General features: G+C 70.6%; 22 protein-coding genes and 1 pseudogene. 11 read left to right on the forward strand and 12 right to left on the reverse strand.

Annotated features, from left to right (window positions below):
• Positions 1–233 precede the first annotated feature (233 nt).
• The 7 genes and pseudogenes from TthTMY_RS07565 (at position 234) to TthTMY_RS07595 (ending at position 6,576) form a co-directional block, all read left to right on the forward strand.
• Entirely contained in the window at positions 234–1,991 is a 1,758-nt protein-coding gene (locus tag TthTMY_RS07565) for a nitrite/sulfite reductase (protein ID WP_093006797.1), read from the forward strand.
• 11 nt (positions 1,992–2,002) lie between these two features.
• Entirely contained in the window at positions 2,003–2,764 is a 762-nt protein-coding gene (locus TthTMY_RS07570; protein WP_096410828.1) for a uroporphyrinogen-III synthase, read from the forward strand.
• The gene (locus TthTMY_RS07575; RefSeq protein ID WP_096410829.1) at positions 2,761–3,411 is read left to right on the forward strand and encodes a precorrin-2 dehydrogenase/sirohydrochlorin ferrochelatase family protein; all 651 of its coding nucleotides are present in this window, start codon (positions 2,761–2,763) and stop codon (positions 3,409–3,411) included. Before TthTMY_RS07570 ends, TthTMY_RS07575 begins: the two co-directional genes overlap by 4 nt.
• Positions 3,399–4,067 carry a phosphoadenylyl-sulfate reductase gene (locus TthTMY_RS07580; protein WP_096410830.1) on the forward strand — a complete coding sequence of 223 codons (669 nt, stop codon included), beginning with the start codon at positions 3,399–3,401 and terminating at the stop codon, positions 4,065–4,067. Before TthTMY_RS07575 ends, TthTMY_RS07580 begins: the two co-directional genes overlap by 13 nt.
• Positions 4,068–4,809: pseudogene (locus TthTMY_RS07585) on the forward strand (TSUP family transporter).
• On the forward strand, positions 4,802–5,524 hold the full coding sequence (cobA, locus tag TthTMY_RS07590) for a uroporphyrinogen-III C-methyltransferase (protein WP_096410831.1): 723 nt from the start codon (positions 4,802–4,804) through the stop codon (positions 5,522–5,524). The pseudogene TthTMY_RS07585 and the gene cobA overlap by 8 nt, the downstream one beginning before the upstream one ends.
• 2 nt (positions 5,525–5,526) lie before the next feature.
• Positions 5,527–6,576, forward strand: a complete 1,050-nt coding sequence (locus TthTMY_RS07595; protein WP_096410832.1) for a sulfate adenylyltransferase — start codon at positions 5,527–5,529, stop codon at positions 6,574–6,576.
• Here TthTMY_RS07595 and TthTMY_RS07600 read toward each other — a convergent pair.
• Complete coding sequence (locus tag TthTMY_RS07600; RefSeq protein ID WP_096410833.1) at positions 6,554–7,594, reverse strand: Atu2307/SP_0267 family LLM class monooxygenase; 1,041 nt, start codon at positions 7,592–7,594, stop codon at positions 6,554–6,556. The two genes, TthTMY_RS07595 and TthTMY_RS07600, sit on opposite strands and share 23 nt — an antisense overlap.
• A gap of 86 nt (positions 7,595–7,680) precedes the next feature.
• Between TthTMY_RS07600 and TthTMY_RS07605 the strand changes: the two genes are divergently transcribed.
• Positions 7,681–8,589 carry an NADPH:quinone oxidoreductase family protein gene (locus TthTMY_RS07605; protein ID WP_096410834.1) on the forward strand — a complete coding sequence of 303 codons (909 nt, stop codon included), beginning with the start codon at positions 7,681–7,683 and terminating at the stop codon, positions 8,587–8,589.
• Here TthTMY_RS07605 and ppdK read toward each other — a convergent pair.
• The 4 genes from ppdK to TthTMY_RS07625 all read right to left on the reverse strand — a co-directional run bounded on the left by ppdK (position 8,586) and on the right by TthTMY_RS07625 (position 12,831).
• A complete protein-coding gene (gene ppdK, locus TthTMY_RS07610) occupies positions 8,586–11,183 on the reverse strand; it encodes a pyruvate, phosphate dikinase (RefSeq protein WP_223903143.1) in 2,598 nt (865 codons plus the stop codon). The two genes, TthTMY_RS07605 and ppdK, sit on opposite strands and share 4 nt — an antisense overlap.
• Positions 11,184–11,250: 67 nt before the next feature.
• Positions 11,251–11,727, reverse strand: a complete 477-nt coding sequence (locus TthTMY_RS07615; RefSeq protein ID WP_096412965.1) for a thioredoxin family protein — start codon at positions 11,725–11,727, stop codon at positions 11,251–11,253.
• Between the two features lie 112 nt (positions 11,728–11,839).
• Positions 11,840–11,986, reverse strand: a complete 147-nt coding sequence (locus TthTMY_RS07620) for a hypothetical protein (RefSeq protein WP_157745773.1) — start codon at positions 11,984–11,986, stop codon at positions 11,840–11,842.
• 23 nt (positions 11,987–12,009) lie between these two features.
• The gene (locus TthTMY_RS07625) at positions 12,010–12,831 is read right to left on the reverse strand and encodes an ornithine cyclodeaminase (RefSeq protein ID WP_096410835.1); all 822 of its coding nucleotides are present in this window, start codon (positions 12,829–12,831) and stop codon (positions 12,010–12,012) included.
• A gap of 9 nt (positions 12,832–12,840) precedes the next feature.
• Here TthTMY_RS07625 and TthTMY_RS07630 point away from each other — a divergent pair, with 9 nt between their 5' ends.
• The gene (locus tag TthTMY_RS07630) at positions 12,841–13,743 is read left to right on the forward strand and encodes an AEC family transporter (RefSeq protein ID WP_223903145.1); all 903 of its coding nucleotides are present in this window, start codon (positions 12,841–12,843) and stop codon (positions 13,741–13,743) included.
• On the opposite strand, the gene TthTMY_RS07635 is transcribed toward TthTMY_RS07630, so the two are convergent.
• Genes TthTMY_RS07635 through TthTMY_RS07655 form a run of 5 tightly spaced genes read right to left on the reverse strand, consistent with a single transcriptional unit; the run spans position 13,657 to position 17,202 of the window.
• Positions 13,657–14,091: a hypothetical protein gene (locus TthTMY_RS07635; RefSeq protein WP_096410836.1), complete on the reverse strand. Its 435-nt coding sequence runs from the start codon at positions 14,089–14,091 to the stop codon at positions 13,657–13,659. The two genes, TthTMY_RS07630 and TthTMY_RS07635, sit on opposite strands and share 87 nt — an antisense overlap.
• On the reverse strand, positions 14,088–14,774 hold the full coding sequence (locus TthTMY_RS07640) for a 16S rRNA (uracil(1498)-N(3))-methyltransferase (RefSeq protein WP_096410837.1): 687 nt from the start codon (positions 14,772–14,774) through the stop codon (positions 14,088–14,090). The genes TthTMY_RS07635 and TthTMY_RS07640 overlap by 4 nt, the downstream gene beginning before the upstream one ends.
• A gap of 1 nt (position 14,775) precedes the next feature.
• On the reverse strand, positions 14,776–15,540 hold the full coding sequence (locus TthTMY_RS07645) for a 50S ribosomal protein L11 methyltransferase (protein ID WP_096410838.1): 765 nt from the start codon (positions 15,538–15,540) through the stop codon (positions 14,776–14,778).
• A gap of 3 nt (positions 15,541–15,543) precedes the next feature.
• A complete protein-coding gene (locus TthTMY_RS07650; protein ID WP_011172747.1) occupies positions 15,544–16,146 on the reverse strand; it encodes a helix-turn-helix transcriptional regulator in 603 nt (200 codons plus the stop codon).
• A 3-nt stretch (positions 16,147–16,149) separates the two neighbouring features.
• Positions 16,150–17,202, reverse strand: coding sequence for an Mrp/NBP35 family ATP-binding protein (locus TthTMY_RS07655; RefSeq protein WP_223903146.1), 1,053 nt, complete (start codon positions 17,200–17,202; stop codon positions 16,150–16,152).
• Between the two features lie 73 nt (positions 17,203–17,275).
• Between TthTMY_RS07655 and TthTMY_RS07660 the strand changes: the two genes are divergently transcribed.
• Positions 17,276–17,872 carry a hypothetical protein gene (locus tag TthTMY_RS07660; RefSeq protein ID WP_096410839.1) on the forward strand — a complete coding sequence of 199 codons (597 nt, stop codon included), beginning with the start codon at positions 17,276–17,278 and terminating at the stop codon, positions 17,870–17,872.
• Here TthTMY_RS07660 and TthTMY_RS07665 read toward each other — a convergent pair.
• Both TthTMY_RS07665 and TthTMY_RS07670 read right to left on the reverse strand, forming a co-directional pair.
• A complete protein-coding gene (locus TthTMY_RS07665) occupies positions 17,869–18,354 on the reverse strand; it encodes a hypothetical protein (protein WP_096410840.1) in 486 nt (161 codons plus the stop codon). The genes TthTMY_RS07660 and TthTMY_RS07665 overlap by 4 nt on opposite strands.
• A gap of 23 nt (positions 18,355–18,377) precedes the next feature.
• Positions 18,378–19,142, reverse strand: a complete 765-nt coding sequence (locus TthTMY_RS07670) for an ATP-binding protein (RefSeq protein WP_096410841.1) — start codon at positions 19,140–19,142, stop codon at positions 18,378–18,380.
• A 61-nt stretch (positions 19,143–19,203) separates the two neighbouring features.
• On the opposite strand from TthTMY_RS07670, the gene TthTMY_RS07675 reads away from it, so the two are divergent.
• Entirely contained in the window at positions 19,204–20,577 is a 1,374-nt protein-coding gene (locus tag TthTMY_RS07675) for a phosphoglucomutase/phosphomannomutase family protein (RefSeq protein WP_223903147.1), read from the forward strand.
• Positions 20,578–20,582 lie beyond the last annotated feature (5 nt).

Genomic DNA, 20,582 nt, shown 5'->3' on the forward strand with positions numbered 1-20,582 from the left:
CAGCCCTCAAAGTGATGAGAGCTCAGAGGCCACACTCAGCGTCCACGCCGCTGCCCTAGGGGACGGCGCACGGCGGGCCCTCCCGCCCCCGGGCGGCAGGGGCGCTGCTCCTGAGGGCCCTCCTCACCGCCGTCGGCCTCGCCAGGGGGCCTTATACTCTTGACTTTCATGTGCTCAATGGTATACCATTCCCACCAACCCCCTGGACCGGGGGTCGGAGTTGGAGGTGAGGGATGGCAGGGCCTGTGGAAAGGTTCAGCGGCGCGCGCCTGGACCCGGCGGCGGAGGCGGAGATCCGGTACCTGGAGGCCATGATCGCCCGCCTCGAGGCCGGGGAGGAAGACCCCGAGGACTTCCGGGTCTTCCGGCTCAAAAACGGCATCTACGGCATCCGGGGCCGCCCCGAGCACCACATGATCCGCATCAAGCTCCCCGTGGGGCGGATCACCCCCGAGGGCCTCAGGGTTCTCGCGGACGTGGCCGAGGGCTATGCGGAAAACCGCCTGGCCCACGTGACCACCCGCCAGGCGGTCCAGCTCCACCACGTCCACCGCCGGGACGTGCCCAAGGTCCTGAGGGCGGTGAACGCCGTGGGCCTCACCACCCGCGAGGCCTGCGGCCACTCCATCCGGGCCATCACCTGCTGTCCCTACGCCGGGGTCTCCCCCGAGGAACCCTTTGACGTGACCCCCTACGCCGAGGCCGCCTACCGCTACTTCCTCCGCCACCCCGTGGGGCAGAACCTCCCCCGGAAGTTCAAGATCGCCTTTGAGGGGTGCGCCACGGACCACGCCCGCACCCCCATCCACGACATCGGGGTGGTGGCGGCTTTGGAAGGGGGAAAACGGGGCTTCCGCGTCTACGTGGGCGGGGGCTTAGGGGCCGCCCCCATGAGCGCCGAGCTTTTGGAGCCCTTCACCCCCGAGGAGGACCTCCTCCCCACCATGCTGGCCATCGTCCGCCTCTTTGACCGCTACGGGAACCGCAAGGTCTTGACCCAGGCCCGGCTCAAGTTCCTGGTGAAGAAGTGGGGGATCGCCGCCTTCCGGGAGGCGGTGCGGGAGGAGAGGCGCCTCGTCAAGCTCACGGCCACGGGGGAAGACCTTAAGGCCTGGGCCCCGCCTCCAGAGCCCGAGCCTCCAAGGCTTCCCAGCCCGCCCAAAAAGCCCTTCTCCTTTGCCCCCGGCTTTGACGCCTGGCGGCGCACCAACCTCTTTAAGCAGAAGCAGGAAGGCTTCTACACCGTCACCGTCCGCCTCCCCTTGGGGGACATCACCCCGGAGGGGCTCAGGGCCCTGGCGGCCATCGCCGAGACCTACGCCGCCGAGGTCCGGAGCGCCATCAGCCAGAACCTCCTCCTCCGCTTCGTCCCCGAGGAGGCCCTGGGAGGGCTTTACGAGGCCCTTTTGGAGGCGGGGCTCGCCTGGCCTGAGGCCCACACCCTCCTGGACATCACCCGCTGCCCCGGGGCCGACACCTGCAACCTGGCCATCACCCGCTCCCGGGGGCTCGCCCAGGCCCTCGAGGCCCACCTCTCCGCCCTCCCCCTGGCCCAGGACCCGGGGGCCAAGGCCATCGGCGTCAAGATCTCCGGCTGCCCCAACTCCTGCGGCCAGCACCACATCGCCGACATCGGCTTCTACGGCTCAAGCCGCAAGGTGGGAGAGAGGGAGGTGCCCCACTACGTCCTCCTCCTGGGCGGGAGGACCCGGGAGGGGGAGGCCCGCTTCGGGCAGGTGGTGGGGAGGATCCCGGCGAGGCGGGTCCCCGAGGCGGTGGAGAGGATCCTCAAGCGCTACCTGGAGGAAAGGCAAAACGGGGAAAGCTTCCAGGCCTACCTGGACCGGGTGGGGGCGGCCTCCTTCAAGCCCCTCCTCCAGGACCTCCAGGAGGTCCCCCCCTACGAGGAGGCCCCCGAGTTCTACCAGGACCTGGGGGCGGAAGGAGAGGCCTTCAGCGTGCAGCTTGGGCGCGGGGAGTGCGCCGTTTAAAGGAGGACGCCGTGCGCGTGGCCTACGCGGGACTCAGGCGAAAGGACGCGTTTAAAGCCCTGGCGGAGAAGCTCGGCTTCACCCCCCTCCTCTTTCCCGTCCAGGCCACGGAGAAGGTCCCCGTCCCCGAGTACCGGGACCAGGTCCGGGCCCTCGCCCAAGGGGTGGACCTCTTCCTGGCCACCACCGGGGTGGGGGTGAGGGACCTCCTTCAGGCGGGAGAAACCCTGGGTCTGGACCTGAAAAGGCCCCTGGAGGGGGCCCTCCGCCTGGCCCGGGGGGCCAAGGCGGCGCGGGCCCTAAAGGAGGCGGGCCTTCCCCCCCACGCCGTGGGGGACGGCACCTCCCCAAGCCTCCTCCCCCTCCTTCCCCAAGGAGGAGGCGTGGCCGCCCTCCAGCTTTACGGGAAGCCCCTCCCCTTCCTGGAAAACGCCCTGGCGGAACGGGGCTACCGGGTCCTCCCCCTCCTGCCCTACCGCCACCTCCCGAACCCCGAGGGCCTCCTCCGCCTCGAGGAGGCCGTCCTCGGAGGGGAGGTGGACGCCCTCGCCTTCGTGGCCGCCATTCAGGTGGAGTTCCTCTTTGAGGGGGCGAAGGACCCCGAGGCCCTGAGGGAAGCCCTCAACACCCGGGTCAAGGCCCTCGCCGTGGGCCGGGTCACCGCCGACGCCCTAAGGGAGTGGGGGGTCAAGCCCTTCTACGTGGACGAGGCCGAGCGGCTGGGAAGCCTGCTTCAGGGCTTCAAACGCGCCCTGCAAAAGGAGGTGGCGTGACCTACTTCCCCCTGATGCTGGACCTAAAGGGCCGCCCCGTCCTCCTCATCGCCGGGGGGCCCGAGACCCCCATGAAGCTCAAGGCCCTCCTCGAGGCGGGGGCGCGCGTCACCGTCCTCGCCGAAGAGGACGCCTTCGGCCTGGAAGCGCTGGAACGGGAAGGCAAGATCCGCTGGCTTAAGCGGGCGTACCGGGAAGGGGACCTGGAAGGCCACTTCCTGGTGGTGAGCCACCCCAAGGACAAGGCCATCCACCCCAAGGTCAAGGCGGAGGCCGACCGGAGGGGCGTCTTCCTCGTGGCCGTGGACGACCCCCAAAACGCCAGCGCCATCCTCCCCGCCGTCCTCCGGCGCGGGGAGCTCTTGGTGGCCCTCTCCACCTCGGGGGCCGCCCCCGCCCTCGCCGTGCGGCTCAAGGAGCGCCTGGCGGGGCTTTTCCCCGAGGCCTACGGGGAGCTCGTGGCCTTCCTCCGCACCCTGAGGCCCAGGATCGCCCAAATCCCGAGCTTTGAGGAAAGGAAGCGCCTCTGGTACCGCATCGTGGACCAGGCCCTGGAGGAGCTGGACCTAGACCCCAGGGAGGGCCTAGGGAGGGCCAAGGAAAAGGCCGAGGAGGCCCTAAAGGAGGTGGCGGCATGGACAAGGTGAAGGCGGCCCGAAGCCTGATCCAAGAAGCCCTGGCCCAAAGCCGAAACCCCTGCTTCACCTGCAGCTTCCAGGCGGAGGACGTGGTGGTCCTCCACCTCCTCCTCAAGGAAAAGCCCGAGATCCCCGTCCTCTTCCTGGACACGGGCTACCACTTCCCCGAGGTCTACGCCTACCGGGACGAGCTGCAAAAAAAGCTCGGCTTCCGCCTCCTCAACCTCACCCCAAGCCTCTCGCGGGAGGAGCAGGAAGCCCGCTACGGCAGGCTCTACGAGACCGACCCCGGCCGCTGCTGCGCCCTCCGCAAGGTGGAGCCCCTCTTCGCCGCGCTGGAGGCCTACGATACCTGGTTCACGGGGCTTAGGCGGGAGCAGTCCCCCACCCGCGCCCACCTCCAGCCCTTGGAAGAGGCTGTCCTCCCCTCGGGCCACCGCCTGAAGAAGGTCAACCCCCTCTACGACTGGACGTTTAAGGAGGTCTTCGCCTACCTGGCCGTGCAGGACCTCCCCTACCTTCCCCTCTACGACCAGGGCTACCTCTCCATCGGCTGCGCCCCCTGCACGGCGAAGCCCTTAGACCCCTCGGACCCCCGCTCGGGCCGCTGGGCGGGAAAGGGCAAGCTGGAGTGCGGCATCCACCTGCACGGCAAGGAGGGGTAGATGGCCTTTCTTCTGGGCTTTCTCATCGCCTTCGCCATCGGGGTCACGGGGGTGGGGGCGGGGACGGTTACGGCGCCCCTCCTCATCCTCGCCCTGGGGCTTCCCCCGGAGGTGGCCGTGGGCACGGCCCTCCTCTTCGGCTTCCTGGTGAAGATCCCCGCGGGAGGGGTCTACCTCCTCAAGGGGCAGGTGGACCCCAGGGCGCTTTTCCGGCTCCTTTTGGGCGGAGTCCCGGGGGTGCTTCTGGGAAGCCTCCTCCTCACGCAGCTCAAGGGGGCGAAGGACCTCGTCCTCCTTCTCGTGGGCCTCACCGTGGTCCTCTCGGCGGGGCTTGGGCTTTGGCGGGGCCTGAAGGGGGTCGGACGAGGGAGGGAAAGGCCTTGGCTTCTCCCCCCGGCGGCCTTCGGCATCGGCCTCGAGGTGGGCTTCTCCTCCGCGGGGGCCGGGGCCTTGGGGACCCTTCTCCTCCTCCACGCCACCCGGCTTTCCCCCCCAGAAGGTGGTGGGCACCGACCTCCTCTTCGGCCTCGTCCTCGCCCTCCTGGGGGGCGGGGTCCACCTCGCCTTCGGCCAGGTGGCCCCAGGCCTTCTCCTCGCCCTGGCCTCGGGCGGGGTGGCGGGGGGGCTTCTCGGGGCCCTCTTCGCCACCCGGCTTCCCAAGGAGCCCTTAAGGCTCGCCCTCCTCCTCTGGCTCCTCTTCGTCGGAGGCCAGCTCATCTACCGGGGGGTGGTCCATGGGTAGGGTCTACCTGGTGGGGGCGGGCCCCGGGGACCCGGAGCTTTTGACCCTCAAGGCCTACCGCCTCCTCAAGGAGGCCCCCGTGGTCCTCTACGACCGGCTCGTGGACGAGAGGGTCCTCGCCCTCGCCCCCGGGGAAAAGGTCTACGTGGGCAAGGAAGAAGGGGAAAGCGCAAAACAAGAGGCGATCCACCGCCTCCTCCTCCGCTACGCCCGGGCCCACCCCTTCGTGGTCCGCCTCAAAGGGGGAGATCCCATGGTCTTCGGCCGGGGCGGGGAGGAGGTGCTTTTCCTCCTCCGGCACGGCGTCCCCGTGGAGGTCGTCCCCGGGGTGACGAGCCTCCTCGCCTCCGGGCTTCCCCTCACCCACCGGGGCCTCGCCCACGGCTTCGCCGCGGTCTCGGGGGTCTTGGAGGGGGGAGGCTATCCGGACCTCAGGCCCTTCGCCCAGGTCCCCACCCTGGTGGTCCTCATGGGGGTGAAGCGGAGGGTCTGGATCGCCAAGGAGCTCCTCCGCCTGGGGCGAAACCCCCTGGAGCCCACCCTCTTCGTGGAGCGGGCCTCCACCCCGAAGGAGCGCCGCGTCCTCGCCGCCCTCGAGGAGGTGGCCGGAGGAAAGGTGGCCGTGGAGGCCCCCGCCCTTTGGATCCTGGGCGAGGTGGTGCGCGTGTTCGCCGAGAAGGAAGCGCCTGTGGACGCTTTGGCCCTGGGAGGTTAGCCGTGGTGGAAACCCTTCCCGCTTTGGAGATCGGCGAGGACGAGAGGCTGGACCTGGAGAACCTGGCCACGGGGGCCTTCCTCCCCGTCAAGGGCTTCATGACCCGGGAGGAGGCCCTAAGCGTGGCCCACGAGATGCGCCTTCCCACGGGGGAGGTCTGGACGATCCCCCTCCTCCTCCAGTTCCGGGAAAAGCCCAAGGTAGGCCCGGGGGACACCGTGGCCCTCCTCCACAGGGGGGAACGGGTCGCCCTCCTCCACGTGGCCGAGGCCTACGAGCTGGACCTAAAGGCCCTCGCCCGGGCCGTCTTCGGCACGGAAAGCGAGGCCCACCCCGGGGTGGCCCGGCTCTACGGCAAGGGCCCCTACGCCCTGGCGGGCCGGGTGGAGGTCCTAAAGCCCAGGCCCCGCACCCCCCTGGAGAAGACCCCGGAGGAGGTGCGGGCCTTCTTCCGGGAAAGGGGCTGGCAGAAGGTGGTGGCCTTCCAGACGCGCAACGCCCCCCACCGGGCCCACGAGTACCTCATAAGGCTCGGCCTGGAGCTTGCCGACGGGGTCCTGGTCCACCCCATCCTCGGGAGCAAGAAGCCAGACGACTTCCCCACGGAGGTCATCGTGGAGGCCTACCGGGCCCTGATCAGGGACTTCCTTCCCCAGGAGCGGGTGGCCTTTTTCGGCCTCGCCACCCCCATGCGCTACGCCGGGCCCAAGGAGGCGGTCTTCCACGCCCTGGTGCGCAAGAACTTCGGGGCCACCCACTTCCTGGTGGGCCGGGACCACGCCGGGGTGGGGGACTTCTACGACCCCTACGCCGCCCACCGCATCTTTGACCAGCTTCCCCCCTTGGGGATTGAGATCGTCAAGGTGGGGGCGGTCTTCCACTGCCCCTTGTGTGGCGGCATCGCCTCGGAGAGGACCTGCCCCGAGGGCCACCGGGAGAAGCGCACGCCCATCAGCATGACCAAGGTCCGGGCCCTCCTCCGGGAGGGAAAGGCCCCGCCCCCGGAGCTCGTCCGCCCAGAGCTTTGGCCTATCCTCCGGCGGGGGGTCTGAGGGCCCGCTCCACCCGGGGCAGGACCTCGGTGCCCAAAAGCTCAATGGCCCTGAGCACCCGGGCGTGGGGCAGGGTGCCCACGGAAAGCTGCAGGAGAAGCCTTTCCGGCCGGAAGAGCTCGTGCCAGTAGAGGACCTTCTCCGCCACCCGCTCGGGGTCGCCGATGAAGTCGGCCCCCTCGAGGGTCCTGGACCAGGCGAAGTACTCCGGGGTGAGGGGCCGCCACCCCCTTTCCCGCCCGATCTTGTTCATCACCCGGAGGAAGGCGGGAAGGGCCAAGCGGAAGGCCTCCTCGTCGTCCTCGGCGAGAAAGCCGTGGGCCGCGAGGGCGAGCCTCGGGGTGTGGCCGTGCTCCCGAGCGGTCTTGCGGTAAAGCTCCACGAAGGGGAGGAAGCGCTTGGGGCTTCCGGCGATGATGCCGAGGACCAGGGGAAGCCCGAGCCTGCCCGCCCGCACCGCCGACTCCGGGCTTCCCCCCGCCGCCACCCAAAGGGGCAGGGGGTTCTGCTTGGGCCTGGGGTAGACCCCGAGACCGGGGATGGGCTTGGTGAACCGCCCCCCGGGCCAGAAGACCTTTTCCTCCTCCCGGAGCTTGAGGAGGAGGGCGAGCTTCTCCTCAAAGAGGGCCTCGTAGTCCTCGAGGTTGTAGCCGAAGAGGGGGAAGGACTCCACGAAGGAGCCCCGGCCCACCCAAAGCTCCGCCCTTCCCCCCGAGAGGAGGTCCAGGGTGGCGAACTGCTGGAAGACGCGGATGGGGTCGTCGGAGGAGAGGACCACCACGGCGCTGGAGAGGCGGATCCTCCGGGTGCGGGTGGCGATGGCGGCGAGGACCACCGCCGGGGCCGAGACCACGTACTCCTCCCGGTGGTGCTCCCCCACGGCGTAGACCCCAAGCCCCACCCCTTCCGCCAGCTCCGCCTCCTCCAGAAGGCGCCTAAGCCGCTCCTCGGCCGTGGGGGGGCGGCCGAGGTCGGGGTCCAAGGTGCGCTCGCCAAAGGTGTAAAGCCCAAGCTCCATGGCCTAAGGGTAGGCCAGGGCTTTATTTCTTAAAGTATGTGGGGCCACCCTCTCCGCCCGGGCGCACGAAGGGGTAGACTCCCCCCATGAAGGCCTGGGTGCTAAAGCGGCTTGGCGGCCCCCTGGAGCTAACGGAACTGCCCGAGCCCGAGGCCAAGGAGGGGGAGGCGGTCCTTCGGGTGGAGGCGGTGGGCCTCAACTTCGCCGACCACCTGATGCGCCTCGGGGCCTACCTCACCCGGCTCCACCCCCCCTTCGTCCCGGGGATGGAGGTGGTGGGGGTGGCGGAGGGAAGGCGCTACGCCGCCCTCCTCCCCCAAGGCGGCCTCGCCGAGCGGGTCGCCGTCCCCAAGGGGGCCCTCCTCCCCCTGCCCGAGGGCCTCTCCCCCGAGGAGGCCGCCGCCTTCCCCGTCTCCTTCCTCACCGCCTACCTGGCCCTGAAGCGGGCCCAGGCCCGGCCCGGGGAAAAGGTCCTGGTCCAGGCGGCGGCGGGGGCCTTGGGGACGGCGGCGGTCCAGGTGGCCCGGGCCATGGGCCTCCGGGTCTTGGCCGCGGCCTCGAGGCCCGAGAAGCTCGCCCTCCCCCTCGCCCTGGGGGCCGAGGAGGCCGCGACCTACCCCGAGGTGCCGGAAAGGGCCAAGGCCTGGGGCGGGCTGGACCTGGTGCTGGAGGTGCGGGGCAAGGAGGTGGAGGAAAGCCTCGGCCTCCTCGCCCACGGGGGGAGGCTCGTCTACATCGGGGCCGCCGAGGGGGAGGTGGCCCCCATCCCGCCCCTCCGCCTCATGCGCCGCAACCTGGCCGTCTTTGGCTTCTGGCTCACCCCCCTCCTGCGGGAGGCCGCCCTGGTGGAGGAGGCCCTGGGCTTCCTCCTCCCCAGGCTTGGGCGGGAGCTTAGGCCCGTGGTGGGCCCCGTCTTCCCCTTCGCCGAGGCGGAGGCCGCCTTCCGGGCCCTCCTGGACCGGGGGCACACGGGGAAGGTGGTGGTGCGGCTCTAGGCGGGCTTCAGGGCCCGGGAAAGCCCCGCCTGGGCGGCGGCGAGGCGGGCGGTGAGGACCCGGAAGGGGCTCGCCGAGGTGTAGTCCAAGAGGTCCGCCACGAAGCGGACGCTCCCCGCCTCCCCCCCGTGCTCCCCGCAGAGGCCGAGCTTGAGCCTGGGGTTCGCCCGCCTCCCCTCCTCCGCCGCCATCCTGAGAAGCCGCCCCACCCCCTTCTCGTCCAGGCGCTCCGTGGGGTCAAAGGGGAAAAGCCCCTCCTCCACGTACCGGGGCAGGAACTTCCCCGCGTCGTCCCGGGAGAGGCCGAAGGCCATCTGGGTGAGGTCGTTGGTGCCGAAGCTGAAGAAGTCCACCAGGGGGGCGATCTCGGCGGCGAGGAGGGCGGCCCGGGGGGTTTCCACCATGGTGCCGAAGGGGATGGGGCCGTACTCCCGGAAGAGCTCCTCGGCGAGGGTCCGCGCCCTTTCCACCTCCTTGGGGTCGGCCACCAGGGGGACCATGACCTCGGGCCTGGGGTCGTGCCCCGCCTCCTTGAGCTCCCTGGCGGCCTCGAGGAGGGCCCTAAGCTGCATGCGGAAGACGGCGGGCCTGAGGAGGAGGAGCCTCACCCCCCGGAAGCCGAGCATAGGGTTCGCCTCCTTTAGGGCCTCCGCCCGCTTGAGGAGGCGCCCCGCCTCCTCGTCCCCCTCCTCGGCCCGGCGGGCGAGCTCCTCCAGGGGGGGGAGGAACTCGTGAAGCGGCGGGTCCAGAAGGCGCACCGTGACGGGGAGGCCGTCCATGGCGAGGAGGATCCCCTTGAAGTCCTCCTTCTGGAAGTGGAAGAGGCGCTCCAGGGCCTCGGCCTCCTCCTCGGGGGTCTCCGCCAGGATGAGGCGGCGCACCCAGGGGAGGCGCTCTTCCTGGAAGAACATGTGCTCCGTGCGGCAAAGGCCGATGCCCTCGGCCCCGAAGGCCCTGGCCCTTCGGGCGTCCTCGGGGGTGTCGGCGTTGGCCCTGACCCCGAGGCGCCGATGGGGCTCGGCCCAGGCGAGGAGCTTTTCCAAAAGGGCCTCCCCCGCGGCCTCCACCAGGGGCACCGCCCCCAGGTACACCTCCCCCGTGCCCCCGTCCAGGGTGAGGAGGTCCCCCTCCCGGATCTCCACCCCTTCCGCCAGGGCCCGGCCCTCCTCGGGGAAGACCCTAAGGGCCTCCGCCCCCACCACCGCGGGCACCCCAAGGCCCCGGGCCACCACCGCCGCGTGGGAGGTGAGGCCGCCCCGGGCGGTGAGGATCCCCTTGGCGAGGTACATCCCGGTGATGTCCTCGGGGGTGGTCTCGGGGCGCACCAGAATGGCGGGAAGCCCCTGGGCGTGGAAGCGCTCCACGGCCTCGTTGGTGAAGGCGGCGTGGCCCACCGCGGCCCCGGGGCTTGCGGGGAGGCCCTTGAGGAAGGGCTTTGGGGCCTTGTCCCGGTCCACGCTGGGCCGGAGGAGGCCGGGGAGGGCGTTGGCCTCCACCCTCATGACCGCCTCCTCCCGGGAGATGAGCCCCTCCTCGGCCATCTCCACGGCGATCCGCACCGCCGCCTGGGCCGTGCGCTTGCCCGAGCGGGTCTGGAGGAGGAAAAGCCTTCCCCGCTCCACGGTGAACTCAAAGTCCTGCATGTCCCGGAAGTGCCGCTCCAGCTTCTCCGCCACCTGCAGGAGTTCCCGGTAGAGCTCGGGGGCGTAGTCCTTTAGGCGGGCCAAGGGCTCGGGGGTGCGGAGGCCCGCCACCACGTCCTCCCCCTGGGCGTTCCTCAGGTACTCCCCGTAGAGGCCCCTCTCCCCGGTGGCGGGGTTGCGGGTGAAGCCCACCCCGGTGCCCGAGTCCTCCCCCAGGTTGCCGAAGACCATGGCCTGGACCACCACCGCCGTGCCCAGGTCCTCGGGGATGCCGTAGATGCGGCGGTAGGTCCTGGCCCTGGGGTTCAGCCAGCTTCTGAAGACGGCCTCTATGGCCCCTCGGAGCTGGGCCCAGGGGTCCAGGGGGAAGGGGGTGCCGCGGGCCTCGAGGTGGCGGAGGTAGCGGTAGGCCAGCTCCTCCAGGTCCTCGGGCCCAAGGGCCGCGTCCGTCTCCACTCCCCTTTCCGCCTTGAGGGCGGAGAGCATCCCCTCAAAGACCTCGGGCCCCTCCCCCAAGACCACCTCCCCGTACATGGCGAGGAGCCTGCGGAAGCTGTCCCAGGCGAAGCGGGGGTTGCCCGTGGCCCGGGAGAGGGCCTCCACCCCCTCCAGGGTGAGGCCGAGGTTGAGCACGGTGTCCATCATCCCGGGCATGGAGACCGGGGCCCCGCTCCGCACGGAAACGAGGAGGGGAGGGGCCTTCCCCTCCCCTTGGCCAAAGCGCTTGCCCGTTAGGCCCTCGAGGGCCGCCATCCCCACCCGTACCTCCTCCCAAAGCCCCGGCACCTCCCCCGCCTTCAGGTACTGGCGGCAGGCCTCCGTGGTGACGATGAAGGCCGGGGGGACGGGCAGGCCCGCCCCCGCCATCTCCGCAAGGCCATGGCCCTTGCCGCCCAGGAGGTCCCGGGAAAGCCCCCGGGCCTCGGAGAGCAAGTAGACGCGCTTCGCCATGCCCCCACTCTGGCCCCGGCCGTGGAAGCGTGGAAAGGTGTAGCCTGAGGAGAGCTACACCGTTCGCCTAAGGGGAAAGGAGGGCCCGCCACTCGGCGAGCATGGCCTCGGCGAAGCGGGGAAAGGCCCCGTGGTAGGCGAGGAGGAGGGCCTTCGGGGAAAGCCCCTCCGCCTTCTTCTCCCGCAGGAAGGCCCGGGCCGCCTCGGGGGGCCCGTGCCAGCGGGCGAGCTCCCCATAGGCCTCGTCCAGGAAGACCACGGTGGGGACGATGCGCTTCCCTTCCTTGGCGTAGGCCTCGGCGAGGTCGGGGTTCTCGTCCCGGAAGAAGAAGCGGACCTCGAGGGGAAGCCGGGCGAGGACGGGGATGGCCTGGACGGAGTCCGGGCACCAGTCCTCCACCAGGGCGAGGGCCCTTTGGGCTCTTGGAAGCGGTGCGAGGGGAGGAAGCCCCGCGTAGAAGGCCTCCACCTGGTCCCGGTTCCTCCAGAGGCGGGGGAGGAGCCCCTCGTAGGGGAGCCCCTCCAGGTAGCGGGCCTCGAGCATGGCCCCATCCTCCCAGGCCCAGGGGAAGGGCGCAAGGAGGCCCCTCACCCTGGAGGGGCTAGGTGTCTATGCATTAGAGGGTGTCGTAAAACCCCTGGACGAGCTCCTCCGTTCAGAAGGCCATAAGGTCCGCGTGACGGGCCAAAACCTTTCCGTCCTCCAGAGGGCGGAAGCAGGCTTTGGGAGGAAGCTGGTTCCAAATCTCCTGGGCGATCTGGTAGAAGCGGGCGAGGTTCTTCTCCGTCCCGTCCTCTAGCACAGCGGAGGCGTGGCCCCAGGGCCCTATAGCCCCAGATAGGCCCGGGCCGCGGCCAGGTCAAAGAGGGCGTGCCCCACGCTCTTGAAGAGGACAAAGCGCCCTTCGCTCCGCCGCCCCAGAAGGGCCTCCCGCAGGGGGACCACGGGCCGGTCCACCCCTTGCAGCTCCCCCGCCTCGAGGAGGGCGTCCTCCGTGTCGCAGTAAAGGGCGGCCTCCCGCACCAGGGCCTCGGGCACCTCCCGCATCCCCGGGCGGAAGGAGCCCACCGCGGCCAGGAACACCCCCTCGGGCACCCTCTCGGGGAGGACAGGGGTGGGGCTTGGGGTGGCGGTGACCAGGAAGGCCACGTCCTCGGGGACCGCCTCCCCCTTCCACTCCTCGGCGGGAAGGCCTAAGGAGCGGGCTTTGGCCAAGAAGGCCTCCACCCTTTCCCGCCCCCTCCCCCGCACCAGGACCCGGGTGAGGGGAAAGCCCTCGGCGAAGGCCTCGAGATGGGCCTCCCCCTGGACACCGGGGCCCACCACCAGCAAAGCCCCCTCCCGCCTGGTGGCGAGCTCCCGGGCGGCCAGGAGGGAGAGGGCGGCGGTGCGCCTCTTGGTGAGCTCCTCCCCGGGGAGGTGGAAGACCTGGCCGTCCTTTAGCCGCCTCACCCACACCTCCGCCTGGACCGAGGGAGTCTTCCCCGGCTCCACCGTCACCAGCTTGCACAAGGCCAGGTCCTGGTCGGCGGCGGGCATCACCAGGAACTGGCCCCCGGGGATGGGAAGCACCTGCCGCCTCGGGGCCTCAGCCCCCCGCAAGAGCACCCCCTTGATGGCCTCGGCCAGGGCCAGGTAGGAAGGCATACCCTTAGAATGCCCCACATGCAGGCCCTTCTCAACACCGTGGTCCCCGTGGCCCTGGTGGTCCTCTCCGGCTACCTCCTGGGGAAGCGGCTGGAGATGGACCTCTCCACTCTAAGCCGCCTCACCCTCTACGTCCTGGTGCCCGCCCTCATCTTGGACAGCATGTACCGGGCGGAGTACACCCGGGAGGGGCTTTGGGGGCTCACCCTGGGCTTCGCCCTCACCTACCTCCTCCTCTTCCTCCTCGTCCGGGGGGCGGGGAGGCTCTTCGGCCTCTCCGGGGAAACCACCAAAACCCTCCTCGTCTGCGGCCTCTTCCCCAACTCCGGCAACATGGGCCTCTCCCTGGTCTACTTCGCCCTGGGGGAGGAGGGCCTGCGGCGGGCCGTGGTCTACTTCCTCCTCTCCAGCGTGGTCATGTTCGGCCTGGGACCCGCCTTCCTCCGGGGAGGGGGCCTGAAGGAAGGCCTCCTCTTCACCCTGCGCCTCCCCCTCTTCTACGCCCTCTTCCTGGGCCTTCTCCTCAAGGCCCTGGGGGTGGTCCTCCCCTTCCGGCTGGACGAGGGGGTACGGCTCATGGGCCAGGCGGCCATCCCCGTCCTCCTCCTCACCCTGGGGATGCAGATGGGAAAGACCCGGTTCCTCCTCGGCCCCTTTGAGGGGGCGGCGAGCGCCCTGAGGCTCCTTTTCGCCCCCCTTCTCGCCTACGGGGTGGGACTCCTCCTGGACCTTCCCCCCTTGGAGCACCAGGTCCTCGTCCTCCAGTCCGCCACCCCGGTGGCGGTGAACGCCTTCCTCCTCGCCCGGGAGTTCGGGGGGGACGCCCTAAGGGTGGCCCGGAGCGTGGTGGTCTCCACCTTTCTGGCCTTCCTCACCGTCCCCCTGGTCCTCTACCTCCTCGGGGTCCGGTAGGCCCGGGGCGCCGAGGTCCAGCTGGAAGAGGGGCCTTCCCTCCCAGAGGCCCACCAGGCGGTGGTACCCCTCCCCCAGGGGAAAGCGGGCCTCGTAGGTCCCGGGGCCCTCCAGGAAGAGGGCCCTTTCCTGGAGGAGGGCCTCTTCCCGGAACCACTTGAGGTGGAGGTAGCCGGGGCGGGGCAGGCGCTCCACCCTAAGGAGGAGCCTGGCCCCCTCCCCCTCGGGAAGAAGCCGGGCCACGAGGAAAGGCCGCTCCGGGGGAGGGGGCTTCCCGGGGTCCAGGGGCAAGAAGGTGTAGCGGCAGGCGGCGAGGAGGGGGAGAAGGAGGAGGAGGAGAAGCCTCACCTTCCCTCCCCGGCGGTGCAGAGGGCGAGGAGGGCGAGGGCGGCGGTCTCCGCCCGGAGGATGCGCCGCCCCAGGGTCACGGGGGTGAAGCCCCGGGCCTCCAAGAGGGCCACCTCCTCCTCGGCGAACCCCCCCTCGGGCCCCACGGCGAGGGCGAGGGGCTTTCCCGGGTCCAGGACCTCCCGCACCCGGGCGGTGGCCCCCACGTGGGCCACGAGGCCCTGGGGCACCTGGGGGACCGCCTTCAGGGGGATGGGGGGGAGGACCTCGGGAACCACCACCCGCCCCGACTGCTTGGCCGCCTCGAGGGCCACCGCCCTAAGCCGCCTGAGCTTCCCCTCCCCCATCTCCTTGGGCACGGAGTGGCGGGTGACGAGGGGCTGGACCCGGGTGGCCCCGAGCTCCGTGGCGGCCCGCACCACCTCGGCGAGCTTGTCCCCCTTGAGGAGGGCCACGTAGAGGACCACCTCCACCCCCACCTCCCTCTCGGGCCTCCGCTCCTCCAGGACGCGGTAGCGCACGGGGGGGCCCAGGTCCACCACCTCGGCCAGGGCCTCCCGCTCCCCGTCAAAGACGGTGAAGCGGTCCCCCACCCGGGCCCTTAGGACCTCCACCAGGTGGCGGCTTTCCCGCAAGGGGAGGACCCCCGTGAGGCCGGGGCTATAGGCGCGGTGGGGGCGCACGCTACCTCCCGTAGGCGAGGAGGACCCACTCCCCCTCGGCCTCCTCCTCCAGGGGGCGAAACCCCGCCTCCTCCATGGCCCGCCGCACCAGGGGGGCCTTCTCCTGGAGGATCCCCGTGAGGAGGGCCTTTCCCCCGGGGGCGAGGGCCTCCCGGTAGCGGGGGGCGAAGGCCTCGTGGAGCTCGGCGTAGAGGTTCGCCACCAGGAGGCCAAAGGGGCCGAAGGGAAGGGCGGCCTCGAGGCTTCCCTCCAAAAAGCGCACCTGGACCCCGTTCCTTCGCGCGTTCGCCTCCGCCTGGGGAAGGACCGTGGGGTCTATGTCCACCCCCAGGGCTTCCCCCCCGAGCTTGGCGGCGGCGATGGCGAGGACGCCGCTTCCCGTGCCCAGGTCCAGGACCCTGTCCCCGGGGCGGAGGTGGCGGGCGAGGGCCTTCAGGGCGAGGCGGGTGGTCTCGTGGTGCCCGGTGCCGAAGGCCATGCCGGGCTCAATGACCAAGGGGACCTCCGGCCCCTCCCAGGTGTGCCAGGGGGCGAGGACCACGAAGGGCGGGGCCAGGGCGGGCTTGAGGTCGCGCCGCCAGGCCTCGAGCCAGTCCTCGTCGCCCACCTCCTCCCACACCCCCCCGTAGGGGAGGTCCAGGGGGGCGGGGAAGAAGGCCCAGACCTCCCCCTCCCGCTCCCAAAGCCCCCGCGCCCCCCGGTCAAAGAGCCCGGGGAGGATGGGGTCCAAGGCCTCGAGGGTGCCCTTAAGCCGGTAAACCCACACGCCTCAGGATACCGGCTTCACCCGGTAGCGGCAGCACCTCCCCCCCTCGGCGATCCGCTCCTCCCGCGCCAGGGGGAGGCCCAAGGCCTCCTCGTAGGCCAGAAGCTCGCTTTCGCACAGGGCCTCGTGCTCCTTGGAGAGGGCGAGCTTGGGACATCGGCGCTGGCAGAGGTAGAGGGCCCCCTCCTCCTCCACCACCTCCGCCTCGTACCCCCTTTCCCGCAGGAAGGCCGCGAGGCGCTCAAGCCGCGCCCGCACGGGGAGCCCCTCGAGGCCCAAGGGGGCGAGGAGGGCCCGGTTCCGCTCCAACAGGACCCGCACCACCCCCTCCCGCCCCAAGGCGGCCTCCAGGCCCTTGAGCACGTCCCCGCAGAGGGCGGCGTAGGGGGCCTCAGGGTCCAGGGCCCGCCAGACCCGGTAGGGCCTCCCCCGCCCGGGGCATTTCCGCACCTCCGAGGCGGCGAGGCCCCGCTCCTCCAGGTCCTGGAGGTGCTTCTGGGCGGCGGTGCGGCTCACCCCCAAGGCCTCCGCCACCTCCTTGGCGGTGCGGGGCCTGGCCCTGAGGAGCTCCAGAACCCGTTCCTTGGTGCCTTCCAGGAGGACCATGGTTCAGGCCATGGGGAGGGGGAGGAAGGTCCTCACGCTCAAGGCGGCGGCGAGCTCCCGGGCCGCCTTTAAGAAGGCCTGGGCCTCGAGGCCCTCGGGGTCCTGCGCCAGGATGGGCACGCCCCGGTCCCCGCTCTCCCGCAAGGCCAGGGTGAGGGGGACCTCCCCCAGGAAGCGGGCCTTAAGCCTTTCCGCCAGGCGCCTCCCGCCCCCCTCCCCGAAGATGGGGGTGGGCTTGCCGCAGTGGGGGCAGAGGAAGGCGCTCATGTTCTCCAGGACGCCGAGGACCGGGACCTGGAGCTTCCGGAACATGTCCGCCGCCCGCTCGGCGTCCATGAGGGCCACCTCCTGGGGCGTGGTGACGATGACCCCGCCCGAGACCTGGGTGAGCTGGGAAAGGCTCAGCTGCACGTCCCCCGTCCCCGGGGGAAGGTCCACCACCAGGTAGTCCAGCTCCCCCCAGTTGACGTCCTGGAGGAACTGCTTCAGGGTGCCGTGGAGGATGGGCCCCCGCCAGGCCAAGGCCTGCCCCGGGGGGACGATGTTGGCGATGGAGAGGACCTTGATCCCGTGGGCTTCCAAGGGGAGGATCCTGCGGTCCCCGTCCACCTTGAGGCGCATGCCCTCGAGGCCGAACATCTTCGCCTGGCTCGGCCCGTAGAGGTCGGCGTCCAAAAGGCCCACCTTGGCCCCTTCCCGGCTTAAGGCCAGGGCCAGGTTGGCGGCCACGGTGCTCTTCCCCACCCCGCCCTTGCCCGAGGCCACGGCCACCACGTGCTTGACCCCGGGGAGGGCGTAGCGCTCGGGGGGGCGCACGCCCCCGCCGAAGCGCACCCGCACCTCCTCCGCCCCCAAGGGGGCGAGGGCGCGCCGGATGTCCGCCTCAATCTGCCCCTTGAGGGGGCAGGCCGGGGTGGTGAGGTTGACCAGGAGGTCCACCCGCCCCTCCTCCACCCGGACCTCGCCCACCATCCCCAAGGAGACGAGGTCCTTGCCGAGCTCGGGGTCCATCACGGTGCGCAGGGCCTCGAGGACCCGCTCTTCCGTAAGCGCCATACCGGGCCTAGAGTATACCCCAGGATAGTTTTGGGCAAGGGCGAAAGGCACAAAGGCCGGGTATACTCGTCCCGTGTACCCCGAGTGGCGCAAGCGACGCTTCTTTGAACTCCACCTCGCCTGGCTCGTCCAGGGGCCGAGGGGCTACGACCTCCTCTTCAAGATCAACCCCTATAGCCTCTACGCCACCCGGGAGGAGGCCCTGGAGGCCGCCCGGGCCCTTGTGGAGAAGGGGCGCCTGGACCAGGACGAGCGGGTGGGCCGGAACAAGGCCCCCGTCCTCCTCTCCGAGGAGGACAAGGACCGCTTCCTCCTCCTCTTGGAGCGGGGCAAGGCCCTCCTCCCTTTGGACCGGTACGCCCTCCTGGGAGAGGTGGCGGAGGTGGAGGAGCGCCTCCTCTTCCGCGCCCCCTTCGCCGACCCCAAGAACGCCCTGAAAAGCCTCGAGGGGAAGCGGGTGCGCCTCTACGCCACCCCCCTCAACGACCCCGAGGCGGAAAGCGCCCTCCTCGCCGAGGGGCCCCTGGCCGTGGACGGGGAGGGGATCGCCGTGGGGGGCTTCCGCCTTTCCGTCCCCCCGGAAACCCCCATAGAGGGCCTCGCCCTGGAGGAGGCCTTCTTCGTCCTGGGGGAGACCCGCTACTACCTGTACAGCCTCGAGGCCGCCTAGGGCCTCCAGCCGGAAGGCGCCGCCCGGTAAGGGGGCGAGGCGCCCCGGGCCACCTCCACCCGGAAGAGGCGGCTTAGGGTGAGGCTTCCCCCCGTGGCCCGGACCCGCCCCAGGCCCTCCTCGAGGAGGGCGCCGAGCTCCAGGAGGAAGCGGTCCTGCCGCGCCTTCTCCACGGGGAGGACCCCGAAGGTGAAGCAGGCGGGGTTGTCCGCCTTGGGGCAGTGGGACGCAAGCCAGAGCGCCCCACCCCGGAAGTACACCCGCCACCCTCCGAGGTCCACCCGGTACCCCGCCCGCAGGTGGTCCCGGTACTGCTCGGAAAGCCTGCGCCAAAGCTCCTGGGCCTCCTTTGTCCTGGGGCTTAGGGTGTAGCGCCAAGGGCCCGGCCCCGCCTCGGTGTGGCTCCGGCTCTCGTAGAGGCGCCAGTCCTGGGCCAGGGCCAGGCCCAAGAGGGACAGGGCGAGGATCCACCAGCGGAGCATGGACCCATTTTATCCAAACTTGGCTAACGGAGAAGGGAGAGCAGGGCCAAGACCGTCCCGATGGCGGCGAAGAGGAGCATGGCCTTGTTGAAGGCAGTATTGATCTCGCTCTTCACTTCCTGGCGGAGGGCTTCTATGCGTCCCTCCAGCCTGGTTTCCACCTGCTGGATGCGCCCCTCCAGCTTGGTCTCCACCTGCTGGATGCGCTCTTCCAGCTTGGTTTCCACTTCCTGGATACGTCCTTCCAGCTTGGTCTCCACCTGCTGGATGCGCTCTTCCAGCTTGGTTTCCACTTCCTGGATACGTCCTTCCAGCTTGGTCTCCACCTGCTGGATGCGCTCTTCCAGCCTGGTCTCCACTTCCTGGATACGCCCCTCCAGCTTGGTCTCCACCTGCTGGATGCGCTCTTCCAGCCTGGTCTCCACTTCCTGGATACGCCCCTCCAGCTTGGTCTCCACCTGCTGGATGCGCTCTTCCAGCTTGGTCTCCACCTGCTGGACCCGAGCCTCCAACTCGGACCGGACCCGCTGGATCTGGCCCTCCAACCTGTTCTCCGCCTGTTGGATCCGCCCCTCCAGCTCGGACCGGACCCGCCGGATCTCGCCCTCCAGCTTGGCCTCCGTCTGCTGGATGCGGGCCTCCAGGCGAGCCGCCACGCCCTGCATCTCCTCTCGTAGCCCGTCAATGCGCCGGGAGAGGTCCTGGACCAAGGGCGGGAGCACCCGCACCGTGGTCTCCACGATCCCCTCCAACTTCTCCAGGCGTTCCAGGAGGTGGTCCTCAGGCACGCCTTTATGCTACTGCACCCCCACTCCCGGCAGGGAGAGGGTGTGCTATGCTTCCATGGAGATGAGCGCGCCCATCCGCTTCGGCACCGAAGGCTTCCGCGGGGTCATCGCCCGGGAGTTCACCTTCGCCACCCTCCACCGCCTGGCCGAGGCCTACGGCCGCCACCTCCTGGAGCGGGGCGGGGGGCTCGTGGTGGTGGGGCACGACACCCGCTTCCTCGCCGACGCCTTCGCCCGGGCCCTGGCGGGCCACCTCGCGGGGATGGGCCTGAAGGTGGCCCTCCTCCAGGGCCCCGTCCCCACCCCCCTCCTCTCCTTCGCCGTGCGCCACCTTGGGGCGGTGGGCGGGGCCATGCTCACCGCAAGCCACAACCCGCCCCCCTACCTCGGGGTGAAGTTCAAGGACGCCACCGGGGGGCCCATTGCCCAGGAGGAGGCCAAGGCCATCGAGGCCCTGGTCCCCGAGGAGGCCCGGGCCCTGGAGGGGGCCTACGAGACCCTGGACCTCCGGGAGGCCTACTTTGAGGCCCTGAAGGCCCACCTGGACCTGAAGGCCCTCTCCGCCTTTCCCGGCGTCCTCTACCACGACAGCATGGGCGGGGCGGGGGCGGGCTTCCTCAAGGGCTTCCTCCGCCACGTGGGCCTGGAGATCCCCGTGAGGCCCATCCGGGAGGAGCCCCACCCCCTCTTCCACGGGGTGAACCCCGAGCCCATCCCCAAGAACCTGGGGGTGACCCTGGCGGTGCTGGGGCCCGAGACCCCCCCGAGCTTCGCCGTGGCCACGGACGGGGACGCGGACCGGGTGGGGGTGGTCCTCCCCGGCGGGATCTTCTTCAACCCCCACCAGGTCCTCACCACCCTGGCCCTCTACCGCTTCCGCAAGGGCCATAAGGGCCGGGCGGTGAAGAACTTCGCCGTGACCTGGCTTTTGGACCGCCTGGGGGAACGGCTCGGCTTCGGGGTCACCACCACCCCGGTGGGCTTCAAGTGGATCAAGGAGGAGTTCCTCAAAGGGGACTGCTTCATCGGCGGAGAAGAGTCCGGGGGCGTGGGGTACCCCGAGCACCTCCCCGAGCGGGACGGGATCCTCACAAGCCTCCTTCTCCTGGAGAGCGTGGCCGCCACGGGGAAGGACCTGGCCGAGCAGTTCAAGGAGGTGGAGGCCCTCGCGGGCCTCACCCACGCCTACGACCGCCTGGACCTCCCCTTGGAAGCCCCCCTGGACCTCACCCCCTTCCGCGAACCCCGCCCCCTGGCCGGCCTCACCCCCAAAGGGGTGGACACCCTGGACGGGGTGAAGTGGCTCTATGAAGAGGCCTGGGTCCTTTTCCGGGCCTCGGGCACGGAGCCCGTGGTGCGGATCTACGTGGAGGCCCAAAGCCCCGAGCTCGTCCGGGCGCTTCTGGAGGAGGCGCGGAAGCTCGTGGAAAGGTGAGGTGC

It is taken from the genome of Thermus thermophilus (assembly GCF_019974155.1).
In the GTDB taxonomy this organism is placed as follows: Bacteria; Deinococcota; Deinococci; order Deinococcales; family Thermaceae; genus Thermus; species Thermus thermophilus_C.